Consider the following 18,074-nt stretch of genomic DNA (forward strand, 5'->3'; position numbering starts at 1 on the left):
CGTAAGCGCCAGCCAGTTCTCCTCATCCTGGGGCCTCGGCGCAGCCGGGTTCTCGAAGGATAAGGCCCGCAATTCGAATCTCATCCCTCAAGAGCCCGCTTGTTCATGCGGCCGCTGGGGTGTGACTACCTGAAAACGGAGATCATCATGTCAGCCAAAGAAGTCAAATTCGGTGTCGACGCCCGCGACCGCATGCTGCGCGGCGTCGACATTCTCCACAACGCGGTGAAGGTCACGCTCGGCCCGAAGGGCCGCAATGTCGTGCTCGACAAGTCGTTCGGCGCTCCCCGCATCACCAAGGACGGCGTCACCGTCGCCAAGGAGATCGAGCTCGAGGACAAGTTCGAGAACATGGGCGCGCAGATGGTGCGCGAAGTCGCCTCCAAGTCCGCTGACGCGGCCGGCGACGGCACCACCACTGCGACCGTGCTCGCGGCTGCGATCGTCCGTGAAGGCGCCAAGTCAGTTGCCGCCGGCATGAACCCGATGGATCTGAAGCGCGGCATCGACCTGGCAGTGGAAGCTGTGGTCGCCGACCTCGTCAAGAACTCCAAGAAGGTCACTTCGAACGACGAGATCGCCCAGGTCGGCACCATCTCGGCCAACGGCGACGCCGAGATCGGCAAGTTCATCGCCGACGCCATGAAGAAGGTCGGCAACGAAGGTGTCATCACGGCGGAGGAAGCCAAGTCGCTCGAGACCGAACTCGAAGTCGTCGAGGGCATGCAGTTCGACCGCGGCTATATCTCTCCCTACTTCGTCACCAATGCCGACAAGATGCGCGTTGAAATGGAGGATGCCTACGTTCTGATCAACGAGAAGAAGCTATCTCAATTGAATGAATTGCTTCCCTTGCTCGAAGCCGTGGTGCAGAGCGGCAAGCCCCTCGTGATTATCGCCGAAGACGTCGAAGGCGAGGCCTTGGCCACGCTGGTGGTGAATCGCCTACGCGGCGGCCTGAAGGTCGCGGCCGTCAAGGCGCCGGGCTTCGGCGATCGCCGCAAGGCCATGCTGCAGGACATCGCGATCCTGACCGGCGGCCAGGCGATCTCGGAAGACCTCGGCATCAAGCTCGAGAACGTCACGCTCAACATGCTCGGTCGCGCCAAGAAGGTGATGATCGACAAGGAGAATACCACGATCGTCAGCGGTGCCGGCAAGAAGGCTGACATCGAGGCGCGCGTGTCGCAGATCAAGGCGCAGATCGAGGAGACCACCTCGGACTACGACCGTGAGAAGCTCCAGGAGCGTCTCGCCAAGCTCGCTGGCGGCGTCGCGGTGATCCGCGTCGGCGGCGCGACCGAGGTCGAGGTGAAGGAGCGCAAGGACCGCGTGGATGACGCGATGCACGCGACCCGCGCCGCGGTCGAGGAAGGCATCGTCCCGGGCGGCGGCGTCGCGCTGCTGCGTGCCGCCGAGCACCTCAAGGGTCTTCGCACCAAGAACGACGACCAGAAGACCGGCGTTGAGATCGTGCGCAAGGCGCTGTCCTACCCGGCCCGCCAGATCGCGATCAACGCAGGCGAAGACGGTTCCGTTATCATCGGCAAGATTCTGGAAAAGGACCAGTACGCCTACGGCTTCGACTCGCAAACGGGCGAGTACGGCAACCTGGTCTCCAAGGGCATCATCGATCCGACCAAGGTGGTTCGCGTGGCGATCCAGAACGCGGCGTCCGTTGCGGCGCTCCTTATCACCACCGAAGCCATGGTGGCTGAAGTGCCGAAGAAGAACGCCGGTACCGGCGGCATGCCTCCGGGTGGCGGCGGCATGGGCGGCATGGATTTCTAAGGACAACCGTTCAGCGCTCGAAAGAAACGGAAAGGTCCGGCAGCGATGCCCGGCCTTTCTATCTCGACGACGCCAGCCGCACGGAGGTGACCGCATAGGGGCACGCGACATTTGGACGACGCCGATTTCAGGAATGGCGTGACAATCCGGACTGGACCATCCAGAAATATGCGGCGAGGGCTCCCGGCGAGCGAACTGCTACCCCTTGGCGATGTGATAGTCGGGTTCGCTAGCTCAAAAGCAACGGACTTTGCTGCCGACCGCCTTGTTGCCTTGATCGAAGTCGGTGATGAGGTCATTACCGGATCCGGTGTTGAAGACGAAGGTGTCGCTGTTTCCTCCGCCCGAAAGCTCGTCATCGCCGGTGCCGCCGTTGAGGATATCCCTGCCGCCGGCGATCGAGCCCGGTGTTGCGGGGTTATAGACCTTCGCATCGCCATACAGGAAATCGTTGGTTGCTCCGCCGGTGGTCGGAGCATCGCCGTAGAGCGCTGGGTTCGTGAGGTGGAGGGTGTCGGGGCCACCGGTCTCAAGGGTGAGAATGTCATCTCCCCCTTGGGCATTGTCGGTGAGGTCGCCGAATCTCCGTACGCAAATCCGCCGGTCCAGACAATGTCGGTGCCGAAGGTGAAGGTGATGTTGTCGTTGCCGCCATGCGCATCGCCGCTGATGGAGCCGATGGCATCGCCGCTGGCTGTCGCAAAGCCCTCCATGGTATTCAGACTGATCTCGAGTGTGTCATTGCCGCCCTGCGCTGTGCCGCTCTTGGAACCGCCGGAATCGCCGGCGTACACATTGTCGGAGCTTCGCCAACCCAGCGCGCCGGTGATGGTGTCACTGCCGCCGTGCGAACTGCCCGACATGTCGCCAGCGACGTCACCGAAAGCATGCACGTTGGTGTACATCGTACGGTCCTCGGCATCGATTGTGTCGTTGCCGCCGCTGGCGTTGTCGGTCATCGCCTGGGCATCGCCGATCACGAGGGCGGCGTTCCAGCCATAGCCTAAATTGACCGTGAGCGTATCGTTGCCGCCGTGGGACTGGCCATGCAATGTCGTGTTGTCGTCGCCGAAGATCGTGACCTCTGCTTCGGGCTCGGTGAGGGTTGCGGTCACGGTGTCGTTGCCGCCCCAGGTGTCCGTGGTGGTCGGAAAGTTCGGATCTCCGGTGAAGGTTTCAATTTGACCAAACTGGTCGAGCAGAACATCGATGGTGTCGCTGGGCAGATGTTGCATGGCGTAACTCCCAGTTCATTGTCGGAAACGGGCCTGACGCCTGCAGAACTTCTTGCAAGACGCGTTGTTGACCACGCTTCACCGGGAGCGATCTACCTTTGGTAGATGGCAGAGATTTGCAGGAATTCGGGAGAGAGTTTGATCGCGTCATGGAACGACGCGGCTACCGTGTCGACAAGCGCAGTCCTCCGGCGCGCGGTTCGATATTCTCCCAACCTTCGAAGCACAGTCGATTTAAACGACGACCGCAATTGCGCCTGGCGTTCATGGGAAGGTCAATGCCAGGCCGCTCCGGTGGAAGCGACACCGCTGCAGGAACCGAGTAGACCAGCCAGGTTCCGGAGACGGTGCCGGCCACAACGTAGTTCGGATTGGCAAGCGTGCCGGTCACGCTGAGCACGTAGCTGCCGGCAGCACTCGTCTTGCTGATGCCGAACGAGTTGGAGAGACCGGTCAGCACGCTGGCGCTCTCACCGTTCTGGAGACCAGTCGCCGACAATCCCGGATTTGACGACGAGGCGCCGTAGATCGAAGAACCATTGAGCGCGGTCACCGTCACCGGCGCGGGATTGACCGTCAGGGCGCCCGGACTGCTGACCGCCAGCCCGTAGCCCGATATCGTCCCCAACGACCCCTGCGCGACCGTGATGGCATAAGGACCTCCGCTGACGGAGGCGCTCGCAGCCGACCCGCTCGACGTCACGACGGGATTGCCGGTGAACACGGAGCTCGCGCTGTCGCCAACGAAAGCGCCGCTGACGCCGCTCTGATATCCGGACACGCTGTAGCTCGACGCGATCGCGGAAGTCGCATCCGCGCCATATGTCTTGGTGGCATTTGTCGACGTGAAAGTCAGCGTCGGCTGGTAGGCAAACAGATATCGATTGCCCGAGGCGGTGACGCTGGCCGGCGGAAGCGTCGCATAGGTCGCATTCCAGATCGCCGTGTTGGCGCTGTCCAGCCCGCCAAACATATCCGAGCCGGGCGTGCTGGAGTAGATCAGCCACCTTCCGGATCTGGCCGTTACGGCACTGCTGCCGGCACTGTTGACGAATGCACCGGCGGCCGAGAGGATCGGGCTCATGGCGCTGACGCGCGCACCGGACGCGAGGGTGAGATCGCCTGACGTTTGAATCGTCGCGGTGCCCGTCGCGTTGACGCCCGACGTTCCCGCGATTGTCCCGATCGTGAGTGACGTGCCGTCGGTCACCGCAACACTGCCGGCATTCGCCGCAAGGGTCCCAATACTGTTTCCGCTGGCAGTGAGGGTGAAGGTCCCGTTCGAGCCGGAGAGCAGCAGGTTGGTCGCGGTGATCGTTCCGCTCGCCTGGGTCATGGCTCCGCTTTGTGAAAGGCTCAGCAGCCCGCTGGTCGAGGACATCGATTCGTGGAGGTCAGTATTGCCGGACGCACTCAGCGCCAGCGTTCCCGTGCCGTTGTTCGTGATCGAACTGCCCCGCAGTCTCATGGCGATATTCGAGCTCGAGCTGCCCGACAGGGCCAGGTTTCCGGTGGATGCCGTCACGGTGGTGGCGGTGGCAAGGAAAAATCCATACCCAGCAGTCGATGTCCCCGAGATCGACATCGTGCCCGATGTAGCCAGCGTCGCCGAGGTCCTCCCTTCGGCACCATAGCCGGACGAATTCGTGCCGCTGATCGAAAGGCTGCCTCCGCCGGAATTGGCGAGCGAGCTCGTTCCGCTCCACAGCACTCCCGCGCTCCCGGAGTTGGCCGTGCCGGCGTCGCTCGATGTACCCAGGATCGTGAGAGCCCCACTGCCTGAATTGCTCACCGTCGCACCGGCAAACCGCGTTCCGATGGTTGATCCTGAGCCGGTGGCGGCGCTGGACGTGCCATTGACCGTGACATTGCCGCTCGCGACATTGAACGTCGCCGCCCCGAGCTGCACGCCGGTTGCGATGTTCGACGTTCCCGATAGGGAGACCGTCCCGGATGTCGTCAGATTTGCATCGACTTGCACGCCATTGGCGCTGCCGGATTGACCGGTGACGGCGATCGACCCGCCGCCGCTCGCACTCAGGGCACTGGCGGTGCTCTTGAACCATACACCGAGGCCAGACGTCGAACCTGTTCCACTCAAGGTCGCCGTGCCGCCGCCGACATTGATCGTGGCGCCCTTGAGCGTGACGGCCGTGGTGCTATCGGTCGTCGTGCCGCTTGCCGTCAGATTGCCGCCTGAAGTCAAGATGGTCGCATTGTCGATACTGACGGCGCGGCCAGCATTGAGCGCGAGCGCTCCGCCATTGGTCGTCATGCCGACATTGACAAGAATATCCCGCCCGGCCGTCAAGCTGACCGCATTGCCGCTACTTCCGCTCACCGCGCTGGCAACCGTAATGTCGCTGGTGCCGCTGGTCGTGATCGTGATGCTTGCCGACGCCAGCGCGGAAATGCCCGATGTGCCCAAAACGGTACCGATGCTCAGGCGTTGATTGTCGACGAAGGACATCGAGCCGATTCCGGTCGCCGCAATCGTGCCGACCAGATTGGCCTGGCCGAGCGCGAAGCTCCCGCCGCCTGACAGCAGGAGGCTGCCGGCGGTGATCGTTCCTCCCGACTGCGTCACGGCGCTAGTATCACCGATCGCAAGAATGCCTGAAGAGGACGTGATGGTCGCAGCGAGATCGGTGCCGCCGATGCCGCTGAACGTCAGCGTGCCGCTGCCGCTGTTGGTGAGCGTATTGCCGCTCGACGACAGGTCGATCCCGAGAGATCCGGAACTGGTCGCGCCGCTGATGGTCAGATTGCCGCTCGACACCGTCAGCGTGTTGCTGCCCTTGGCAGAGAATCCCGAGCCGCTGGTCGAGCTGCCCGTCAGCGTGACGGTACCTGACGTGATCAGGCCCGTGCTGGTGTTCATCCTGATGCCGTTGTGACTCCCGCTGGTACCATTGAGCGCGAGCGTTCCCGCGCCCGAATTGGTCAGCGTCGTCGTCGCGGAATTGAACCAGACCCCGTTGGCCGGCGTGGAGGTGCCGCTCAAGGTCAGATTGCCCGAGCTGGCGGTGATGGTGTTGCCGCCGTTGACGTAGAGCCCGTAAGCCTGCGACGCAGAACCGTTGTTGGTGCCGGAGATCGAAACCGTGCCCGACGTCGTGAGATTCGTGTTGAGCGCCACGCCGTAGTTGGTGACGGTCGTACTCGAGTTCCCTGTGATGGTGATCGAGCCCGCACCGCTTGCGGTGAGCGTATTGGCAGCAGTGGTGAAGAAGACGCCCTTACCATTGGTCGCCGTGCCCGTCAGCGTCGCCGTACCGGTCCCAACGCTGATGGTGGCGCCGTTGAGCGTGATGCCCGTGGTGCCATCGGCGGTGCTGCCTGTTACGGTCAGACCGCCGCCTGATGTGTTGATGGTCGCGTTGGTGACGGTGACGCCGCGGCCTGCGTTCAGCGTGAGCGCGCCGCCATTGGTCGTGATGTTGGCGTTGACGACAATATCGCGCGCCGACGTCAAAGTGAGCGAATGGCTGCTGCTCCAGGTCACCGCATTGGCGACCGTGATGTCGCCGCTCTGTGCGCCGGAGCTGCCGGTGTTTACCGTGACATTGGCCGTCGCCAGCGCATTCTGCAACGTCGTCACGTTGAGCACGGAGCTGTTGCCCGACGGCGTGAAGGGCGTGCTGCCGGACATGTTGCTGTTGCCGCCGGTCGATATCGTCACGTTGTAGGGATCGAGCAGCAGCGTCCCTGTGATGCCGCTGGCTGCGGTGACGTCGACCCGTCCGTCGTAGCCGAGCACGCCATGGCTGGAGACTTCTACCGCGCCGCCGGCCCCCGAGCCGGTCGCAGTCGCGGAGATCGTGCCCCGAAAGTTGGTCACGGCATCGGACCAGATCACGACATTGCCGCCGGCGCCCGCGCGTCCGTTGGCCGAGACGGTCGCGCCCTCGTCGATCGACGTCGTCGCCGCGGTCCGCACCGGCATGCTCACGAGCATTGCGGCGGAATCCCTGCCGCCGCGCATGTCGCCGCCGATCAGGACCGCGCCGCCAGCGGCGCCATCGGCGGACACGCGCGCGGTCGATGTCAACGTCACCTTGCGGCCGGTCGCCACGATGACGCCGCCCTTGCTCGCGCGGTCGCCATTGGCCGACAGCCTGCCGGAGACGGTGACCGCACCGCCATCGCCGCCATCGAGGATGATATTTCCGCTGCGTCCCCTGACGCTCCGCGCCGTCACGCTGCCCGACACATTGACGACGTCGCGCACCAGTTGCTGCGCCGTCGCAGCCTTGATCTCGACACGCCCGCCAGTCGACTTGATGCGGCCGGTGACAGCGATCAGTGCGCGGCTGTTGCCGGCGGTCGCGTTGGTAGGAATCGCGACCTGAAGAAAGCCGTCGCCGGTCGGATTGAGAGTCACCATCTCTCCCGAGCCAAGTCCGACCCGACCCAACGGCACGTTGATCGTGCCGCTGTTCGACACGGTGCCGCCGATCAATCCGACAAAAGATCCCGGAGCGGACGAGATCGCCCCGGCATTGCTGACCGCCGCGGACCCACCCTTGCCGACGAAGCCGAGGCGTCCGGCATTGAAATCAGCCGTGTCGATGTCGAGCGTCGAGGCCACAAAGCCGCCGCCTACCTGGACCGTTCCGGTCGAGGTGATGGCAATGCCGTTCGGATTGACCAGAAAGACCTGACCGTTCGCGCTGATCCTGCCTGAAATCACCGAGGACGTCTGCCCGGTGACCCGGTTCAGCGTGGCCGAACCGGCACTGGGCTGGACGAAATTGACAGCGCCCTTTTCCCCGATCGAGAAGCCATTCCAGTCGATCACCGATCTCGAGGAACTCTGCGTGATCGTGAGTGTGTTGCCGGCGGCGTCGATCCTGGCCTGGCCGGAGACAACCTTTCCGCCCTGCGGCATCACGACCTGCGCATAGGCCTGCGTGCCCCAGGCCATGATCGGCGAACAGAGCAGCAGCGCCACGGCTGTTGCGCGATCCAGCGGTAGCGTCGTCCTGGGACGATGGGCCGGCATCAATAGGCCATTGAGGCGATGGCGTTGGCGCGCCATCCGAGTCTTGCTCCCAGCAGGTCCGTGAGGCCGCGCGCGGCCTCCAGGCCGAGCGAGGATCCCGGCAGCACGCCGACGGCGTCGGCGATGCCGCGCACGCCGATGCCGACCGAGCCGGCATTGAATGCCGGGCGTTCCACCACAGTCGCGTTCGCGAGCCAGCCGCGGCCGGCTGCACCGAAGACATAAGGCGACAGCGTTGTGCGGACCGCGTCGAGCCTGAACGGGCGGGACCATTCGCTGCGCAGCGTCACGCCCTGGTCGGCCGTCAACGTACCCGACGCAAAGGCGGAAACGGCATCGGCGCCCTCGAGCGAGAGCTGCTCCGAGCGCAGCATCGGTTTGTTGAAGGTTGTCTGTCCCGTACCGATCAGGTCCCAGCGAGTGCCCCATGGCATCGGCTGGGCCAGATGAAAGCTGCCCGTCACCTTGGTGAAATCCGGGCTCGCACCGAGCCGCGACAGCGGAACCCCGGATGAAGCGACATCAAGCACGTCCCGGCCGCCAAGCCCGCCCGACAATGTCATACCCGCCTGGATGCAGGCGCCCCATGGCAGCGTTGCCGCATAGTCTGGGCCAAAGCGTGCGACGGCATAACGGTCATGGCTCAGCATCACGCCGAAGACCGGTGCACCGATCTGCTGGTCGACTTGCTCGACTGACGCATTCGCGTAGAGCGACGATGCCCGCGTCAGGCTGATCGGCGCACGCAGCCTGACGGCGACGCGCTCGAAGGTGCCGAGCGAGCCGACCACACCTTGCGCCTGCGGCGTCCGCGTCGTCGAGTGCGTGTATTCGGGATTGACGGTCAGCCCCTCGACACCGATTGGAATGACCACGCCTCCGCCATAGACTACCAGCGGTGCACGCCCCTGTGCTGCGGCTTCGAGGTTCGTCCCGAGGCCGATCGAGCCGTAGACCTGTTCTCCCAATCCCAGCGCGCTGTTGACGCCCATCGTGCCGCGAAGCTGCCACGCGCCGACCGAAGCCGGTAGCCGATCGTCGACGCCTGCCGATGCTGAAACCAGCCGATGCTCACCATCGAGGAGCAGCTTGGTGCCGCCCTCGCGATCGCCCCGCGTCAACGTGCTCCGGAGCGCGAGGCCCGGCAGGTCGCCGGCGACCAGCAACGCCCGCTCGAGCTCGGCAAGCCGCAAATGCCGGCGACCGACCAACCTGGCGGTGCGAGCCGCAACGACCGATCGGGCACGCGCCGGCACGCCGTCGACATTGACCGCCTCGATGAAGCCATCGATCACGATGAGCCGCAGCACGCCACCATCGACGAGGCGTTGCGGCGGCACCGCAACACGCACGACCGGATAGCCGGCTTTGTGATAGGTGCGCTCCAGCGCGGATGCGACGGCGTAGATGTCGGTCACGCTGACCCGTCGTCCGCTCAGTGCCATGGTCAGGGTTTTGCCGGTAGCGGCGAGCTCGGCAAACTCGCCGTCGATGCGCACCTCGCGCGGCAGGAACGTCATGCTGTGATCGCCAGCCGGGGGCGCGGCGACCGACGCTCCCGGAAGAATCGCCGTCTGTTCGCCCGTCAGAGCGGGAGGACGCATATCCTGTGGTGTGAGCTGACTTGGCGCAGTGACTTGCGCGCGGGCCGTCAATCCGACGGGAGATCCCACGCCTACTCCTGTGCAGATCGCGATGCGAAGGCAGCGATGGAGCATTGGAGATTCTCGGGCAATATTCGCAAGCCAATCGCACCCGAGAACATCTTCAAGCGCGCACCTCAAAAATTGATCTGTGTGCAAAATTGCCACGTTAACTTTAACAAAGCGTTCCAAATCGAGGATTGGATACCGCTTCGTTGCGAGAGGGTATCATGATGCAAACGCATCACGGCGCATGTCCGTAGTCCCACGGACATGCGCTGCAATTCACGCGCTACTCCGCCCCAGGCGCCTGCACGTAGAGCGCCTAGATGGAGTGGCAGCTGGCTATCTAGATACGGTTGTTCTTGGGCCGGCGAAGCAGAGGTTTTCGCAGCACTCAGGCAGCTTGATGAGGCGAGCGGCTTGCCCTTCGGGATTGAACCATGACGCCGTCGAGGTCCTCGGACTTGCCCTTGAGCTGGTAGACCTTGCGCCCACCGCGAGACGCTGGCCGTCGCCGGCTTCGCCCTGGACGGCAGCAAATGGGATCGCCTCTTTGTCGGTCGGCAGAAGGGCAACGAGTTCATCTACGCCGGCAACCTGAGCAAATCTCGTCTGCCATACCTCGGTGAGCGGACCATCTGAAGAGGTGCGGCTACTTCGCCTGCGCAAAGGCGGATATCAGCCGCAAGAATAATCAGGCCGGCTCGCTTGGAGTTGGCCTTGTGATCAGGCCGCGCGCACCGAATTCAAGAACTTCCCGACTTCGAGCTTTAGCCGATTGCTGTCGGATGACAGCAGCTGCGCGGCCGAGAGCACCTGTGAGGAGGCAGATCCGGTCTCAGTGGCACCGCGTTGTACATCGGTGATGTTGGCGGAAACCTGCTGCGTGCCCTGCGCCGCCTGCTGCACGTTGCGGGAGATTTCCTGGGTCGCCGCGCCCTGCTCTTCGACCGCAGCTGCGATCGTCGAGGCGATTTCTGACAGCTTCTCGATGATGCCGGAGATTTCCTTGATCGCACCGACCGAATCCTGGGTCGCCCCCTGGATGCCGGAAATCTGCTGGCCGATTTCGCCGGTGGCCTTTGCGGTCTGCTCGGCGAGCGCCTTGACCTCGGAGGCGACCACCGCAAAGCCCCGGCCGGCCTCGCCCGCGCGCGCGGCCTCGATGGTGGCGTTGAGCGCGAGCAAATTGGTCTGGCCGGCAATGGTGTTGATCAGCTCGACCACGTCGCCGATGCGGCTGGCGGCCGTTGACAGTTCGCCGACGCGGTCATTGGTTCGGCGCGCCTGATCCACGGCCTCCCTGGCCATGCGCGCTGATTCCTGAACTTGGCGGCTGATCTCGTTGACCGAGGACGACAGCTCTTCAGTGGCCGAGGCCACCGACTGCACGTTGGTGGAGGCTTCTTCGGATGCTGCTGCGACGGTGGTGGCAAGCGTCTGACCGCGCTCTGCAGTCGACGTCAGCGTTGTTGCGGAGGCTTCCAGCTCTGTTGACGCCGACGAGAGAGTGTCAATGATCTCACCGACTGCGCCTTCGAAGCGGTTCGCGAGCTCCAGCATGTCCTCTCGGCGCTGGGCGGCGGTACGCTGTTCGGCCTCCTTCTGCTCGGCTTCCATGCGGATCTTGGCGAGGCCGTTTTCCTTGAAGACGACCGCCGCCTTAGCGACGTCACCGACCTCATCCTTGCGATCGGCACTGTGGATTTCGGCGTCGTACTTGCCGGCAGCGAGTTGCTGCAGCAGGGCGACGATGCTTCGGATGGGCCCGGCGACCCCGAATTGCCCAATGACGAAGCCCGTCACGCCACCCAAAACGATGCCGCTTAAGGCTAGAATCAACAGCAGGCGCGAGGTCGATTGGTATTGATCGCGCGCTTCCTTGCTCTTCTCTTCGACGCGGGCGTTCAGGCGATCGGCCAGGTCACGGATCTTGGCTTTCAGATTCTCGGCCGCCGCTCGGCTCTTCATCGCGGTCTCCCGCAATCTTTCCGCTGATTCGGTCAGCTTTGTAGATTTCTCCGCATCGATCGCCGCCAAGGTCGCGCCCATCTGGGCCTTATACGCGGAAAACGCATCGCGAGCCGCGGGAAGCAGGGCCTGCGCTTTCTCGTCCGGCGTCCTGCTCACCTCGTCAAAGCGTTCCTGATACTGCTTGAGCTCGGTCTCGATCACCTCTCGCGCTGCGAGGCGGTTCTCATCGCGCGGATCCAGCGCACTGCGAAACTCCGCGCGATTGAGTGCGAGCACGTTCTGGTTGGCTCGCGCCGCGAGCAGGGCGCGGTTGGCTGCCGTCGCCATGACATCGGCCTTCTCGCTCAGATCGCCAAGCGCGGAGATGCCGAGATAGGCCATGGTTGCGGCGATGCCGCTTAGGAGAACGACAATGGCAAGGATTTTGGTCAGAATGCGAAAGCGGCCCAAGAAATGCATTGTCGACCCCGAAGACGCGGAAATGGATTCGCCAGCAACAGGCATCAATTTTGTTTCATCTCGGTTTCTGTCGCGTTAAGGGCGACGCCCGTAGAACTACGAGAACCGGTATTCTCAAAAAGCTCGCTGTTTGGATGCGTCCGAGAGCCAGTGCTATCGCGCGGCTGCGGAGGCGGGGTCGATTTCCGAGATGGGTCAACAGCGCCGGTTTGACAAGCGCCGTGTCACTTCCGGTCTGCCCCGAACCGCAGACAGATCGCTGCACCAAATCAAACGATGCGAAGGGGCCAAAACCTGACTTGGACGGGGAACAGCTAGCTAGCCTGCTGCCTTCCGTCGTTCAGAGTTAAAGCACAGAAGATCCATCGTCGTACAGAAAGTACGCTCCGACCGCGATTACGACGACCATGCATGTGAGAGCTATTCTGCTTCATTGATCGATACCCGTCGGGCGGGCCTTGGCAAGGCGAAGATGCCCGGTGGGAAAGGAGCGCGAGAAGCTCCAGGCCCCCTTGTGCCGGGTGCGAAAGAAAGCCGCGCGCCCAACCGTCGGCAACCGGAGCGCGCAGGCGTGGTTATAGTCCCATGGAGGACCAGAGAGCGAAGTTGCTGGCGCAGGCCGAAAGGGGATGCCGGCTTGCGGCCTCCAAAGTCGATGGCTATCCCGGTAACGAGGAGGCAGTGCTGATAGGTCCCCTCGTGATGGCGCCGCACGGTCGCGAGCCATTCAGCCAGGCCGCGCTCCGCGATGCGATCGGCGATTTTTCTCCCAGCTTCTTTCGTCCCGATCACATCTATCGGCTCGCCCAAGGACACCGCAGTAAACATTGATCCAATGGCAGTAGCGGCGACCTCAATCGCATGGTCTCTCTGCGGCTCGCCAGTTAGCAAGGCGCTTTCAGCGTTTGCGGGATCTGCCAAAGCAGCAAACAGTTTGGCCGGATTGACGGTGCCTGGCAGCGCGAGCGTGGCTCCTAGAGCATAGGCCTGCGAGATACAGACGTGAGACGGCTCTTCGACTAGGAATATGCGCTTGGGGATCTTGGTTAGTCGGGCACTTCTCCTCTTTAGAGCCGCGATGTTCTCGACGAGGCGTAGGTCGGCGCGGACAACGACAGCGCGTGGCACCTGCGAAAGATTTGCATCGACATCCAGCCGTTCCGCCGCTATGCGAAATCTGCGGTCAAGGACGCGACAAAGATCAGACAACTTGGCTGCATTGTCAGCCAGAACATGTACAAGCATAATGGCCGCCTCCGTTGAGCGGCTTACTCGCGATCGTTCGCGACGAGACAAGCTGCATTTTGGATTTTTGGTCATCTAAGGTCTTGGCCGACAACATTCGCCTCATTGCGCAGGAGCGAGATGATTATTCTTTCCCAGGCGCTCTTTCTTTTTCGTCTTTTCGGTGACGAATCTGATGCCTACGTGCGCCCCGTTGACCCAAACCAACTCGCATCGGCGAAATGCCAGGCCGGTGGACGATAGAAGCAGGAAAAATTCCTGTGCCTTGAGTGCGTCGATAGAGCCTTCTACCTCAAGCTTGGCGCCGATTTCAGAAGCGTCGAGGAGGATGCAACTCCGTCGCCATGTGCCATCGACTCCGATGATGTTGACCATGTGCTTGCGTTCAAACTGAACGCGGGTCGCCTTTCGATTATTCCACCTCATGGCGAGTCCTCGAACTAACAGCGGCGAGTTTAAGTAGCCATTTCCTGAAACTTATAGCTGCATCTCGCAACGCGCAGTCTCAAGGAGCTGACCGATCTTCGCAGATTGGGCCAGCAACTGTTTTCTGGTCAGTCCATTTCGGATCTGGCCGACAGTCAATCGGATGCACATGTTTGCGAGATCGAGCATGAAGATGGCGAGGCGCAGATCATCGGTGGTTTGAATTTGGAGAGATTCCACTCTCGACAGCAGCGCAGCAATGTTGGGCAGAACGACAGATGGTTCCTGGAGCGAACGATCCGGTTCGGGTCTCCGTTCATCAGGTCGAGGAAACCTTAGGACCTTAGACATTGAGTGCCCCAATAGCCGTCGTTGTCGCTCCCCAGTCGGAAGCGATTGAAAGGAATGGCAAAACTAAATTAGAACTCGACGGAGCAGCCCAGTCAGACCGCGCAACTTCATACGTGAGCCCGACCAGAAAGAGCCGAGTCGGTTGAAATAAATCTATGGTGCAATCTCACGCCGAAATCGTTAACAAAGGTTGTACGTCGGACGTGGTTCGCTTATTTATTGAGCATTGGTGCCCAAACCCTATCGATATCTGGCAAAAGGAGCAAAGTGACTAGCCCGAACCCGCGATTGATTGCGTATTTCCGTGTTGAAGCTCGAACAAAATGGCCACAGATCACTCTGCGGCCCGCCGGTTTGGAAGATGTGTTCGGTGATGAAATGAGCCAGCCCCGGCGCCGCCATTTCGGTAGCACAAAACCAGCGACTTCTGCTCGATTGCTTTCCGCGCCAGGGCAAGTTCTTTTCCAACCTCGAACGAAACGGCACCCGGGCCGAGGGAGAGATAAGCGCGAAGCGCTCGCTACAATTCGCAGGCGTCAATCTCCTCGTCCGGGAACTTCTCGGCCTCCATGTCCAGCCTGTGCTTGGCCTCTTCCATCTCCCCGGTGATCAAGACGTAGTCTTCGAACGTGCTGAACGCACTGATGTGCTTCTCGATCAGCTGCCGCAGCTCGACCCTGAATTGGTACTTGCTGAAGGTCATGCGTCTCCGCTCCGCCAGGCGCCTGATTCTATGCTATCAGCGCGAAGCGCTCGCTATAATCCCAGGCCATAGTACGCGACGCCTGCGTCCTTCCAGCCTGGCGAGAGGAGCGCCACGCCGACGAGAACGATCGGTAGTGCGATCTTGCCGTGCAGAGGCACTCGTTGCTCTTCGCGGAGCAAGCCCCTCAGATACTTTCCATAGGCTTTTCATGGACGATTATGTATGAACCCAACGTGCAATCAACCAGAGTGCGGGCATACGAATCAGTGGAATCAGTGCAACCATAGGAAGATTTTTCAATGGACGATCGAGAGCATGTGGTTGTAGCCGGGCGCTTAGCTGATTCGGTCTCCTAAGGAGACCTAAGCCCTTGCCGAAAACCGCGTGAAGGCGGTCAGCGTCTGTAGGCGCGGTTCGACGTCGCGCTGGTAGATCTCCGCCTTCAAAAACGCGATCTCGTCGTCCAGAGCGGCCTCGCAGACGTCGACGTACCAGGACCTGGGCAGGCCGTCGCTGCCGTCGCTCCACCGGTAGCCGCGTCGCTTCAAGGAATCCTTGAGATCGAAAGGCGACTGCTCCGCCCAGATTCGAATCGTCTTCTGCCGGGCCGTTTCCAACAAGACGGCGAGCGCCGGGGCGCCCGTCGTCGGCAAGTCGAAATCGAGGACTTCTAGGAGGGCGTGGCAATCGTCGACCGCTCTGTGCGCCTGGTGAAAGAAGCCCGCACCGTTCAGCAAATAGCCGAGCCGAGCGCCATCGAATCCGTGGCGGCGCCAATCGACCTCGGTCGTGGAACATCCCCAAGCTCTCTGCTCGAAAACCGGCCAATAGCGCTCCGCGAATTTCCGGTCGAAGCCCGCGTTGTGCGCGATGACGATCACCGCGTCGCCGACGAAGGCGTTCACTGCCGCCTCGTCGATCCTATCGCCCGCCACCATGTCATCGGTGATGCCGGTAAACGCGGTTATCTCCGGCGGGATAGGTTCGGAGGGTTCGTTGAAGGCGGAGAACGTGTGTCTGACGCTGACGATGCGGCCGTCCGGCGTGTAGTCAAATTTGACCATCCCGAGTTCAATGACCTCGTCCTTGCGATGATCGAGACCGGTCGTCTCGGTGTCGAGCAGGACGCCGATCCTGGTCTCTTGCCCGGTGGCTGGCAGCGACGGCGTGCGCGGCACCAACCGCCGGAGTACCCGATAGTCCGCCGAACGGCTCAAGGCCTTGGCCATCGTGGCCAGCTCAGATGTATCCTGAAACAGCATCGCTTCTCGAAAAGGGGTGAGCCGATCCGGCAGGCACGGTGGAGGTGCACAATACCGGGATGGGCGGCCGCGAGGTAGCTGAAAAACGAACGATTCACGGCGTTTTGGGCTCATGTTTGATGCGATTCAGCCGGTTTGCGGGCGTCCCGTCGTGGCCGATCTCGCCCAAATGGAAGTCCGACAGGCGGGCCGCCGACCTGGTCGCTCCGGAGGGGCGGCTTGCCGCTCTTCGCCGGATCGCTGCGACGGCCGCCGATGGCGGCTAGGAGGTTTTCCGCCGCGAGCCGACTCGGATAGCTTGGGCTGTCATTCAGGACGGCAACATCCCAGCCATGGCGGACGACCCGAAGCCAAGGGAGCCCGCGAAGAAGAAGCGCCGCCCTTCGCGGCGCGAGGAGTTCGTCGACTACGTGGTCGAAATCGATGGCTGGGACTCGGGCTACTCGTTTTCGCTCAACATGGACCCGCGTCCTATCAGCCCCTACGACGAATTCCGCCACCTCCAGATCCGGGGCAAGATGCTGCGGCCCACGGCACTGAAGACGGACAGGGTTGAGATCGCGCTGTTGCCCTCGCCGGAGCTCTTGCCCTCGCCGGAGCTCGTCGGGGACCGGCGCAAGGAGTTCGAACCGATCGCGCTCGGGACGCTCGACGTCCGCGACGTGATCTACGGCAACATCGGCATCCCGTGGGACGCGCTGACGCCGATCCTGCAGATGCTGATCGCCGAGCGGTTCAAGTTTGTCCTGATGCGCGGCACCAGGATTCGGCATCGCAGCGCCAAGCTGAACAGTCTTCGGCTGGAGACGAAGCTCACCGAGGATGACGTGTCGATAGCGGAAGAGGCGCCGGCCTGACCGCGCCCAGGCCGGACGTGACCTCCGGCACCCAGGGCGTCAGGCCTCGCCGGGCCCGGTGAAGATCGAGGTCGGCGGCATCCCGTGCGGCACGGGCAGGGGGCGCTCCAGCGAGCTGGCGGGACGCGAGCTGCCTCCCTCCGCGTCGTACCGCTTGGCCAGATCCAGCAGACGACGGCGGGTGAACGGGTCGGCCTTCTCGGCAAGGACCCGGACCCGCAGCGCGAGACCTCGATAGAATTCCTGCTCCATGACGCACTCCCACGACATCACTGCTCGGAGTAGTTGAGTATACGAGCGGCCGGGCAGTCAAGACGCGCCATTCTCCGGAGGCCGCTCAGGAGGTCGCGGAAGCCACCTTGCGCGCATTCGCGGCAATCCTTCACTCAGGAGAGAGCGGCCCCGAGCTCGAGGCCGAAGGTCATCGCCGCCGCCATGGACAGCAGCAGACCCGCGCCACAGAAGATCGCGACGGTCTTGAATTGCTCGACGTCCACATCCGTGCCGGTCGCGCTCGCCAGCGCCTTGGCCGCCCAATCCATGCTTCGATCTCCTCGAAGAAAACGATGACCGTAGCAGGCTTTCCTGTCATCGCGCGTGAACTGGCTCTCACGCGCAACCGGGTGTGGTCGGTGCCTGGGCAGAGATTAATCCCAATCGTCGTGCGGTGACGACTGAGCGCGGATCTATTTGGGCGCCTGATCTCGTTGACGATCCACGCCGGTCGGCGGCTTACCGTAGTGCAGTGGCCGAAGCCGCTTCACTTCGGCGGTCTGAGCTCGCCGGCGAGCCAGCCGACCGCGTCCGTCTTCATCGGATCCACAACGATCGAGATCTTTTCGGTCCGCTCGCAGGTCGAGCACTCGAACGTGCGCTCTTCGGAGCCATGTGCGCCAGGCGAGATGCGCGCCAACGCCATCCGGTGCTTGCATACCGGACACATCGGCCGATCGGTGCTCGATGCGATCATCCCTGTAATCCCCGACACGGATCATACGACGTCCGGAGCCGGAGTCTGCAATATTCGTGAGTCCGGAGCTTTTCCCGCAGCGAGGAACGACGCCGGTCCGGCACCGTTGCTTCGTCAGGCTGCGCGCAAATGCGTGGCCTGCGTGGC

The 18,074-nt window shown here is 62.5% G+C and carries 13 protein-coding genes; 2 read left to right on the forward strand and 11 right to left on the reverse strand.

Annotation, left to right across the window (positions count from 1 at the left end; all coding sequences use genetic code 11):
* Positions 1-147 precede the first annotated feature (147 nt).
* On the forward strand, positions 148-1,791 hold the full coding sequence (gene groL, locus IVA82_RS01530; RefSeq protein ID WP_247384826.1) for a chaperonin GroEL: 1,644 nt from the start codon (positions 148-150) through the stop codon (positions 1,789-1,791).
* On the opposite strand, the gene IVA82_RS01535 is transcribed toward groL, so the two are convergent.
* The 8 genes from IVA82_RS01535 to IVA82_RS01575 form a co-directional block, all read right to left on the reverse strand.
* Positions 1,788-3,026 carry a hypothetical protein gene (locus IVA82_RS01535; protein WP_247384827.1) on the reverse strand — a complete coding sequence of 413 codons (1,239 nt, stop codon included), beginning with the start codon at positions 3,024-3,026 and terminating at the stop codon, positions 1,788-1,790. The genes groL and IVA82_RS01535 overlap by 4 nt on opposite strands.
* 163 nt (positions 3,027-3,189) lie before the next feature.
* A complete protein-coding gene (locus IVA82_RS01540; protein WP_247384828.1) occupies positions 3,190-8,067 on the reverse strand; it encodes a filamentous hemagglutinin N-terminal domain-containing protein in 4,878 nt (1,625 codons plus the stop codon).
* On the reverse strand, positions 8,031-9,551 hold the full coding sequence (locus IVA82_RS01545; protein WP_247384829.1) for a ShlB/FhaC/HecB family hemolysin secretion/activation protein: 1,521 nt from the start codon (positions 9,549-9,551) through the stop codon (positions 8,031-8,033). Before IVA82_RS01545 ends, IVA82_RS01540 begins: the two co-directional genes overlap by 37 nt.
* An 852-nt stretch (positions 9,552-10,403) precedes the next feature.
* A complete protein-coding gene (locus IVA82_RS01555; protein WP_247384830.1) occupies positions 10,404-12,110 on the reverse strand; it encodes a methyl-accepting chemotaxis protein in 1,707 nt (568 codons plus the stop codon).
* A 420-nt stretch (positions 12,111-12,530) separates the two neighbouring features.
* The gene (locus tag IVA82_RS01560; protein WP_247384831.1) at positions 12,531-13,430 is read right to left on the reverse strand and encodes a hypothetical protein; all 900 of its coding nucleotides are present in this window, start codon (positions 13,428-13,430) and stop codon (positions 12,531-12,533) included.
* Between the two features lie 27 nt (positions 13,431-13,457).
* Complete coding sequence (locus IVA82_RS01565) at positions 13,458-13,781, reverse strand: PilZ domain-containing protein (protein ID WP_247384832.1); 324 nt, start codon at positions 13,779-13,781, stop codon at positions 13,458-13,460.
* Between the two features lie 871 nt (positions 13,782-14,652).
* Entirely contained in the window at positions 14,653-14,835 is a 183-nt protein-coding gene (locus tag IVA82_RS01570) for a hypothetical protein (RefSeq protein ID WP_247384833.1), read from the reverse strand.
* A 365-nt stretch (positions 14,836-15,200) separates the two neighbouring features.
* Positions 15,201-16,097, reverse strand: coding sequence for a 3'-5' exonuclease (locus IVA82_RS01575; protein WP_256469600.1), 897 nt, complete (start codon positions 16,095-16,097; stop codon positions 15,201-15,203).
* Positions 16,098-16,432: 335 nt separating this feature from the next.
* On the opposite strand from IVA82_RS01575, the gene IVA82_RS01580 reads away from it, so the two are divergent.
* Positions 16,433-16,957 carry a hypothetical protein gene (locus tag IVA82_RS01580; protein ID WP_247384835.1) on the forward strand — a complete coding sequence of 175 codons (525 nt, stop codon included), beginning with the start codon at positions 16,433-16,435 and terminating at the stop codon, positions 16,955-16,957.
* 39 nt (positions 16,958-16,996) lie between these two features.
* Here IVA82_RS01580 and IVA82_RS01585 read toward each other — a convergent pair whose 3' ends face one another.
* From IVA82_RS01585 to IVA82_RS01595, 3 genes are all read right to left on the reverse strand, one after another.
* Complete coding sequence (locus IVA82_RS01585) at positions 16,997-17,209, reverse strand: hypothetical protein (RefSeq protein WP_247384837.1); 213 nt, start codon at positions 17,207-17,209, stop codon at positions 16,997-16,999.
* A 134-nt stretch (positions 17,210-17,343) separates the two neighbouring features.
* Positions 17,344-17,499: a hypothetical protein gene (locus tag IVA82_RS01590; RefSeq protein ID WP_247384839.1), complete on the reverse strand. Its 156-nt coding sequence runs from the start codon at positions 17,497-17,499 to the stop codon at positions 17,344-17,346.
* 218 nt (positions 17,500-17,717) lie between these two features.
* The gene (locus IVA82_RS01595) at positions 17,718-17,927 is read right to left on the reverse strand and encodes a response regulator (RefSeq protein ID WP_247384840.1); all 210 of its coding nucleotides are present in this window, start codon (positions 17,925-17,927) and stop codon (positions 17,718-17,720) included.
* Between the last annotated feature and the right edge of the window lie 147 nt (positions 17,928-18,074).

Origin of the sequence: Bradyrhizobium sp. 142, from assembly GCF_023074015.1 — a bacterium.
Lineage (GTDB): Bacteria > Pseudomonadota > Alphaproteobacteria > Rhizobiales > Xanthobacteraceae > Bradyrhizobium.